This is a genomic window from Pseudocolwellia agarivorans (assembly GCF_002000085.1).
GTDB classification, from domain to species: Bacteria; Pseudomonadota; Gammaproteobacteria; order Enterobacterales; family Alteromonadaceae; genus Pseudocolwellia; species Pseudocolwellia agarivorans.
The window spans coordinates 367,946-376,836 of sequence record NZ_MUZU01000004.1 but is presented as its reverse complement, the minus strand read 5'-3'; the positions used below and the strand labels follow the sequence as shown (position 1 = coordinate 376,836).

Genomic DNA, 8,891 nt, shown 5'->3' with positions numbered 1-8,891 from the left:
GTAGCTTCCGGCTCTGGTTTAGGCTCAGGTTCAGATACTGACGCCATTAGCGCATCGATATCGTCTGGATCAGTTAAGTCTCCCGACATATCTTCTTCAGGTTCTGGGATAGCTTCTACTTCCGGCTCAGAGCTAACAGAAAAATCTTCAGACTCATCTGAACCACCTAATAAATCATCAACACTATCTTCTACAGATTCATCTTCATTTGAAGATTCTATCGGATCATCATCGAAACCAGCTAATAAGGCATCTAAGTCGTCTTGCCCTAATTCACCGCCTTCAAGCACTTCTCCCTCTAACGAGATATCTTCTAAGTCATCTATTTCATCGTCTAAATGTATAACTTCGTCATCAGTTTCGGCTTCATCACTCAGTAGATCATTAGAGAACAAGTCATCATCTTCCCCATCTTCTGATAAATCTATAGCCAGCTCATCGTCTAAAGATAATTCGTCATCTAATGATAATTCATCATCCAAGGTGAGTTCTTCTTCAACAGGAGCTTCTGCGGGAGCTTTTTCTTCAGCTTTTACTTCTACTTCTGGCTCGGCTTCTTTGGTGATAACTTCTTTGTCGGGCTCATCTTCTGATTTTCTTTTCAGTAAAAACCAAACAACGCCACCAACAAGTAAGGCTGTAAAGATGGTGGAAAGGACAATATAAAACCAAGCACTTTCCAATAATTTAGATATGAAGGTGTTATTTTTTTCTTTGTTTTCTTGTTCAAGTTTTAAGGCTTTTTCTTCGGCTTTATTAGCTTTATCTATCAGGGCTTGTTGTAACGCTAACATGTCATCCATTTGAAGCTTAATTTCTTTACTTTTAGCAACTTCATTTTGCATAACATCGAGTTGTTCATTAAACGAAGAAAGCTTATTTCTTAATTCTTCATTTTCTTTAAGTAAAGCTTGTAAGCCGTCAATAGAATCTAGTACGTCTTGTTGGATAGTTGATAGACGTTGAGTTTGATCATTTCCGAAAGTTTGCAGTTGTTCATTTATTTCGACTTTAGCTGCCTCTAAATCTTTCTTTTTAACTGATAATTCTTCTGGTTTAACAACTTTTTTTGGCGTTGATTTAACAACTTTTTGTTCCCAGTTTTTATCATCAGTACTCGATTTTTTTTGAGCAGCTTGCTTGTCTACTGAGCGCATTTCATCAATAGAAGGAATTTTTAGGTAAGCGCCTGTAACGAGGTGGTTAAGGTTATTGCCAACAAACGCTTGAGGGTTGCGCATGTATAATGATTGCATAACCTGATAAATAGTTAAGCTTTTTTCTGGCCTAACTTTTAAGGCAATATTCCATAAGGTATCTTGTGCGGTAATAGGACCATATTGCTCATAGCGAAATACATCTGATGATTTTGGTCCTTTAATTGTTATTCCTGCTTCCGCAGCCATAACGGTAGGAGTAGCAAAAGCAGTAAATATAACTACCTGCCAGAGGCACAGGCGTAAAAAAGGTTCCATTACAATATTCCTATTTATTATTGGGTCTGCTGATTTTTCAGGTATATTTTGGCAGCAATAAGTTTTATTTTTATACAAGGCATAGTGATTGAGCTGTAGTTATTCTTCATTAAATCACTATAACGCCGTAGAAAGAACAAAATTATACTGCCCGAAGGTTCAGTTAAACGCGTTTTTAACTTAAACAAAATTCATACTCGAAAGTTCAACAGCCCCTAGTAGAGCCAATAACTTGTCACAAAAAGTTTATATAAAACAAAGCAAAGTTTATTCCAACTCATTACATAATGCTAGGGTTGTTCTTTATCTCCCCTGAGATTGCTAAAGGACTGTTTTGGTTTTATCTTCACTATATCGGTAATTTATTGTTTTTCTATAGTTTTATCTGCTAAATGTAGCATTCTCCTATAAAAAAACCCACGATTAGAAGCTAATAGTGGGTTTAAAATATATTCGCTGATAAAATTATTTACTTAAGATAAATGATCTTTTATTAATAATTCAGCAATTTGAATACTGTTTGTTGCTGCGCCTTTACGTGTATTGTCAGCAACAATCCACATGTTTATGCCGCAGTTGTGGCTAATGTCTTCACGTACACGGCCAACAAATGTCTCATCTTTGCCGCTAGCTTCGCCAATTTGTGTTGGGAAGTCTTCGTCGTTACGACATAAAACTACACCTTCAGCTTGCTCTAACAAGTCTTTAACTTCTTCAGCTGAAATAGGTGAGTTTGTTTCAATATGTAGTGCTTCGCCATGTCCATAAAATACAGGAACACGAACAGCAGTAGGATTAACTAAAATATTGTCGTCGCCGAAAATTTTCTTAGTTTCCCAAACCATTTTCATTTCTTCTTTGGTGTAACCATTTTCTAAAAACACGTCAATTTGTGGAATAACATTAAACGCTATTTGACGAGAAAAATTTTTAGATTCAACAGGCTTACCACTTAATAAATCAGCTGTTTGTTTAGCTAACTCGTCCATTGATTCTTTACCGCCACCTGATACAGACTGGTATGTACACACGTTAATACGTGAGATACCCACTGCGTCTTGAATGGGTTTTAATGCAACTAACATTTGAATAGTTGAACAGTTAGGGTTAGCAATAATATTACGGTTGCGGTATTCACCTAATGCTTGAGGATTAACTTCAGGCACAATTAGTGGAATATCGTCTTCGTAACGAAACTCTGATGTATTATCGATTACAATACAACCTGCTTCACCAGCGATTGGAGCAAATTTAGCTGAGGTAGCACCACCAGCTGAAAAGAAACCAATTTGTGCTTGGCTAAAGTCAAAGTTATCTGCATTTAAAACTTCAATACTTTCACCTTTAAATTCAATAAATTCACCAGCAGAGCGTGCACTTGCTAATGGGTATAATTTATTAATTGGAAAGTCTCGTTGTTCAAGAATTTCAATAATGGTTTTGCCTACTAAGCCTGTTGCGCCAAGTACGCAAACATCAAATTTCTGTGCCATGGTCCTCTCTCTTTTTTAATTAACTATTTGCTAAAGCCAAGACGATGCGGCACATCTTCATTGGCTTGATTATTCATAGAAACGGTAACTGCCGAAAATTCCCTGCGAGCGGGGTATGTTTTTCGAATGTGATCGAATCCTTTGGTATTTATTTGCTGGCGAAATATTCCATCATCTCGTCTTACATCGTAAACCATTTTTACTAGCTGGTTTAGTAATATTTCATCAAAGTCTTGTTTTATTTCAACTGCGTTAATTGACGCGCTAGGTAATAAATCTTTCAGTACTTTTTCTACGGGAATATTAAGCTGTTTACATAATGCCTGATAGAGCATTTCTGTGCCACGAGCTTTTCCTTCTAAGCTATAACCAGCAATATGTGCACTGGCTATTTCTGCATATTCAATTAACGGATGTAGTAAGTTAGGTTCGCCTTCCCACACATCGAGTATTAATTTAGTTTTCATACCATTTTGTTTAAGAGACAGTAATGCTTTATTGTCTATAACTTCACCACGACAAGCATTTATTAATATTTGCTCATCTGTTAACTGACTTAAGCGATCTGAATTTAATAAATGATAGGTTGGATGCTCGCCGGTTTCTGTAAGCGGTACGTGAAGAGAAATCACATCACAAGCTAGCACTTCATCTAACGATACAAAGCTCCTCGTATCATTCGGGTTATTAGCTAACACAGGATCACACATTACGTAATTAATACCTAATGCGGTAAGCTTTTCGCTTAACCGAGTACCTGTATTTCCTGCGCCTACAATGCCAACCTTAAGTGAAAACAAATCAATTAAATAACGTTCACTCATTACAACTAATGCACTTAACACATATTCAGCCACTGAAATTGCGTTACAACCAGGAGCTGAAGTAAAAAATACATCACGACTTTTTAAATAAGCTTGATCGATGTGATCAACGCCTATAGTTGCAGTACCTACAAATTGCAGTGATTTATTATTAGCTAGTAAAGCTTCATTAACTTTCGTAATAGATCGCACTAATAAAACATCAGCATTTTCGACCATATCAGCAGTTAGTTCACGCCCTGCAAAGGGGTAAAGAGTACCTAAGTCGCCAAAAAATTCTTTGGCGAAAGGCATGTTTTCATCGTGGTATATATTCATAATACTTTAAAATGGAATATTTTAGTGTAATAACACTATTTTACCCTACAAAACAAAAAACCACTAAAGCTATCTTTAGTGGTTTTAAATTTAATTACTATTACACTTGTTTATTTGTAACTAGCGTATGTTATTACACCTTAACTTTTTGAACGATGTTGCGTTCAATCAAGGTTATTTATATTTTTGCATCACTAATGTTGCATTAGTTCCGCCAAAACCAAAGCTATTCGACATAGCAAGGTTAATTTCAGCATCACGAGCTTCAGTAACAATATCTAAACCTTCAGCTTTTTCGTCTAATGTGTTGACGTTAATTGAAGGAGCAACAAAGTTGTTTTCCATCATTAATAGAGTGTAAATAGCTTCATGAACACCAGCTGCACCTAGTGCATGCCCTGTCATTGCTTTTGTTGCTGAAATAGCTGGAGAATCTTTACCAAATACTTCTTGAATAGCACCAAGCTCTTTAACATCACCTACTGGTGTTGAAGTACCGTGGGTGTTTAAGTAATCTACTTTACCTTCTACGCCCTGCATTGCTTGTTGCATACAACGTATAGCACCTTCACCACTTGGAGCTACCATATCGTAACCGTCTGATGTTGCACCGTAACCAACAATTTCAGCATAAATATGTGCGCCACGTGCTAATGCATGTTCAAGTTCTTCAACAACTAACATACCGCCGCCGCCAGAAATAACAAAACCATCGCGGTCTGCATCGTAAGTACGAGAAGCCGTCTCAGGAGCATCGTTATATTTAGATGATAATGCGCCCATGCCATCAAACATCATAGCTAATGACCAATGAACTTCTTCACCACCGCCAGCAAATACAATGTCTTGTTTGCCTAATTGAATAAGCTCAGCAGCATGACCAATACAATGAGAACTTGTTGCACAAGCTGAACTCATTGAATAGTTAACACCTAAAATTTTAAATGGTGTTGCTAAACAAGCTGAAACTGTGCTCGACATTGTTTTAGGTACAGCATAAGGGCCAACACGTTTTACGCCTTTTTCACGTAAAACATCAGCACTTTTAACAACGTTTTCTGATGATGCACCACCAGAACCAGCCACGATACCTGTACGAAAGTTAGATACTTGCTCAGGTGTTAATTTTGCGTCATCAATAGCTTGCTGCATAGCAATATAAGAATAACCTGCTGCATCACCCATAAAGCGCATAGCTTTACGATCAATATGTTCAGCAACGTTAATGGTTGGCATGCCCCAAACTTGGCTGCGTAAACCTACTTCAGCAAAACTCTCTGAACGAGAGATACCTGAACGCCCTGTTTTTAAAGACGCTAAAACTTCTTCGCTATTGTTGCCAATGCTTGACACAATGCCTAATCCGGTGATTACTACACGTTTCATTTATATAACCATTCAAAAATTTAAAAATTCGAGCATATCATACAGATAATTACCCGCCATCTGGTCTGCTCAGTGTACACCTGTACACTGATTTCTTCAATTCAATATCAATTACATTTTAAAAAAGATAAAATGTTGTTGAACTGTTCATTTACTAACATAAGATTTTATACCTAGTGAGCTCAAAAACTTCTCTTATATTTCAAGATAATGGCGCGCCTTACTCCACTCATTTTGACGACATTTATTTTGATAGTAAAACCGGTTGCGACCAAAGTAAAACCGTTTTTATACAAGCTAATAATATTGTAGAACGACTAAAAAATAATGATAGTTTATTTACTATTGCTGAAACCGGCTTCGGCACAGGATTAAATTTTTTATTAACGTTAGAAGCTTATAAAGAAAGCGTTTTATCTACTTATTCAGATGTTCTAAGCACTGAAAATAAAAAAACTGAAGAAAAAAACACACATAAACTTCATTTTATTAGTGTTGAAAAATTTCCATTAAGCAAAAACCAACTCACTCAGTCACTCCAGTTATTTCCTGATCTTGCTGAGTTTTACCAACCTTTTCTTGAGCAATACCCTGATGATATTGAAACAGTAACAAACAAGTTACTATCATTTAGCTTCTATGATGGAAGTGTATCTTTATCTCTTTATTTAGGTGACGCTACCGAAACATATACAGCGTTAAAATCGCCCAAACAAGGTTTAGTAGACGCTTGGTATTTAGATGGTTTTTCGCCAAGAAAAAACACAGAAATGTGGAGCCTTGAGTTATTTGAACAAGTTGCTCGCTTAGCCAAGGAACAATCGACATTATCTACTTTTACTATTGCTGGTTTTGTTAGACGCCAGCTAATAGATGTGGGGTTTCGATTACAAAAAATAGAAACGTCAGGACTCAAAAAAGAAGTATTACGCGCGGTTTACCAACAAACAAAATTGATAGGAAAAGGTTATCAATCACGCCCTCGCATTACTAAACCACAACACGTTGCTATTATAGGTGGTGGCATTGCTTCAGCATGTGCAGCTTATTATTTAACAACACAAGGTGTAAAAGTCACCTTATATTGTAAAGACAATACGGTTGCTCAAGGTGCATCAAGTAATGCTATAGGAGCACTGTTTCCTCTACTGCATCAGCAACGAGATGATATTAGCGAATTTTACGAAACCGCATATTGGCGAGCTCTACATTTATATCATTCATTATTAAAGCAAGGTTTTCATTTTTCACATCAATGGTGTGGATTATTAGAAATATCTTACAAAGACGCCCTTAAAAAACGCCAAACTTTATTTGAAGAAATACAAGCATGGCCTAAAACACTCATTCATTCAGTTACTGCTGAGCAAGCAAGTCAACTAAGTAACTTACCTTTGCAGCATGGTGGTTTATTTATGCCATCAGCCGGTTGGATTGCCCCACAAGAGTTGGTATCAGCTTTACTAAATGCAGCTAAATCGACCAACAGGTTAAGAGTAGAAAATAGTATAAAAGTTGAGTCGTTAACACAAAAAGCGGATCAGTCATGGATACTCAATACTGATAAGGGTAGTGTTAAAAAACAGCTGAAAGAAAGTATTGTTATTGTGTGTGGCGGCGCTGACTCTATTAACATCAACACCATTAACCGGCTACCTTTAACTTCAGTTAGAGGACAAATAACAAGTATGCAAACCGATAATAGTATTGGCAAGCTTTCAACGGTTATTTGCCATAAAGGTTACTTAACCCCTGCACATAAAAATATTCATTGTATCGGCGCAACCTTTGATAAAAATAGCTTTGATATTACAGCAAATCAGCAAGGCGATGAATATAACCTCAGCATGTTAAACCAATGTTTACCTGAATTAACTAACTGGAGCATAAACGACGTAGCGTCAGCAAAAGCAAGGTTAAGATGTATGACGCCAGATCACTTACCTATGGTAGGCGCCATGCCAAATATTGAAGCGCATACAGCAACTTATGCCCATTTACGTAAAGACAAGAATTGGAAGTTTTATCAGGCCGCCCCTACTATCAATAATTTATATGTGTTAACGGGCTTAGGTGCTAGAGGTTTATGTAGCGCACCACTTGCAGCTGAAATTTTAGCCGCAGATATTTGCGGAACACCTTACCCTATAGATAGTAAAATGTTATTTAATCTGTCACCGAATCGTTTTGTGATAAGAGATTTAATTAAACGAAAAATATAAGTCCATTAACTCGAAGAAATAAAAAAGCATCGGCAGTATTAAATACTATCGATGCTTTATTTTTTGTATGCATTTTATAAAAAATGAATGCTTACCAGTTTTCAACGCCTTTCATATCAGGTAGTTGATGTGCAATACCTTTATGACAATCAATACAGGTTTTCTCGCCTGAAGCTAGTGCATCAGAATGCATTTTAACACTGCGATTACCTTGTTCTGAAAAGTCCATGTATTCAAAGTTATGACAGTTACGGCACTCAAGCGAGTCGTTATCTTTCATGCGCTTCCATTCACGCTCTGCTAATGCTCTACGGTGTTCTGTAAATTTCTCTCGTGTATCAATCATACCCGTTAACATACCCCATACTTCTTTACTGGCGGCAATTTTACGTACAATTTTATGTGTCCATTTTTTAGGAACATGGCAATCAGGGCAAGTAGCACGAACACCTGAACGGTTAGCATAATGAATAGTTTCTTTGTACTCTTCGTATACGTTGTCTTCCATTTCATGACAACTGATACAAAACTCTTCAGTGTTAGTTATTTCTAAGGCGGTGTTAAATCCCCCCCAAAAAATGACACCACCTGCAAAACCAAGCGCTAAGATAACCCATAAAGCGGCACTACTTGGAGATTTCAAATATTGCCATATTTGTTTAAATTTTGATTGTTGAGACATATGACCTCCTACATTCCGTAATTAATTGTTGGTTAATGACTCAACGGGTTTAAAAGTATTTTCAACTAAAGGTCTAACATCCGCTTGCGTAACATGACATTGAGAGCAAAAGTAACGACGAGGTGATACATCACTGAGTACCTTGCCATCACGAGTTTCAAAGTGAGTTAAACTTACTTTGGTTGCTCCTGTTTCCGCAGCATACTTCCAACCATGACACGTTAAACACTTATTACTGTTTAAATCTATACGATACCCACGTGTTTGATGTGGAATAACAGGTGGTTGATGCACATAGTTACGTGCTATTGGATTTTTGTCTTTTATCACACGTTTAAACGGATCTGCTTTACGTGTTTCATCTAAGCTAGCTGCGCCTCTAATCGTATCTAAAGAACCTGTATTTACGGTTACTTTCTCCTGAGATAAAACAGCAAAAGAAAGACCTAGTATGGTGACGATAATTATTAATAATTTCATGTTTTCCTCCA

The 8,891-nt window shown here is 36.9% G+C and carries 7 protein-coding genes; 1 reads left to right on the top strand and 6 read right to left on the bottom strand.

What is annotated here, in order from left to right; genetic code table 11:
- The 4 genes from B0X80_RS08940 to fabB all read right to left on the bottom strand — a co-directional run.
- The coding region (locus B0X80_RS08940) for a FimV/HubP family polar landmark protein (protein ID WP_281253004.1) at positions 1–1,475 on the bottom strand (1,475 nt) is incomplete at its 3' end.
- Positions 1,476–1,948: 473 nt separating this feature from the next.
- Entirely contained in the window at positions 1,949–2,968 is a 1,020-nt protein-coding gene (locus tag B0X80_RS08935; RefSeq protein ID WP_077339576.1) for an aspartate-semialdehyde dehydrogenase, read from the bottom strand.
- A 23-nt stretch (positions 2,969–2,991) separates the two neighbouring features.
- A complete protein-coding gene (locus tag B0X80_RS08930) occupies positions 2,992–4,110 on the bottom strand; it encodes a 4-phosphoerythronate dehydrogenase (protein WP_077339574.1) in 1,119 nt (372 codons plus the stop codon).
- Between the two features lie 174 nt (positions 4,111–4,284).
- The gene (gene fabB / locus B0X80_RS08925) at positions 4,285–5,496 is read right to left on the bottom strand and encodes a beta-ketoacyl-ACP synthase I (RefSeq protein ID WP_077339572.1); all 1,212 of its coding nucleotides are present in this window, start codon (positions 5,494–5,496) and stop codon (positions 4,285–4,287) included.
- A gap of 176 nt (positions 5,497–5,672) precedes the next feature.
- On the opposite strand from fabB, the gene mnmC reads away from it, so the two are divergent.
- Entirely contained in the window at positions 5,673–7,718 is a 2,046-nt protein-coding gene (gene mnmC, locus B0X80_RS08920) for a bifunctional tRNA (5-methylaminomethyl-2-thiouridine)(34)-methyltransferase MnmC2/FAD-dependent 5-carboxymethylaminomethyl-2-thiouridine(34) oxidoreductase MnmC1 (RefSeq protein WP_245825424.1), read from the top strand.
- Positions 7,719–7,809: 91 nt separating this feature from the next.
- Here the strand turns inward: mnmC and B0X80_RS08915 are convergent, their stop codons facing one another.
- Together B0X80_RS08915 and B0X80_RS08910 are read right to left on the bottom strand one after the other, a co-directional pair.
- Positions 7,810–8,400 carry a NapC/NirT family cytochrome c gene (locus B0X80_RS08915; protein ID WP_077339570.1) on the bottom strand — a complete coding sequence of 197 codons (591 nt, stop codon included), beginning with the start codon at positions 8,398–8,400 and terminating at the stop codon, positions 7,810–7,812.
- Between the two features lie 21 nt (positions 8,401–8,421).
- The gene (locus B0X80_RS08910; RefSeq protein WP_077339569.1) at positions 8,422–8,880 is read right to left on the bottom strand and encodes a nitrate reductase cytochrome c-type subunit; all 459 of its coding nucleotides are present in this window, start codon (positions 8,878–8,880) and stop codon (positions 8,422–8,424) included.
- Positions 8,881–8,891: the final 11 nt, after the last annotated feature.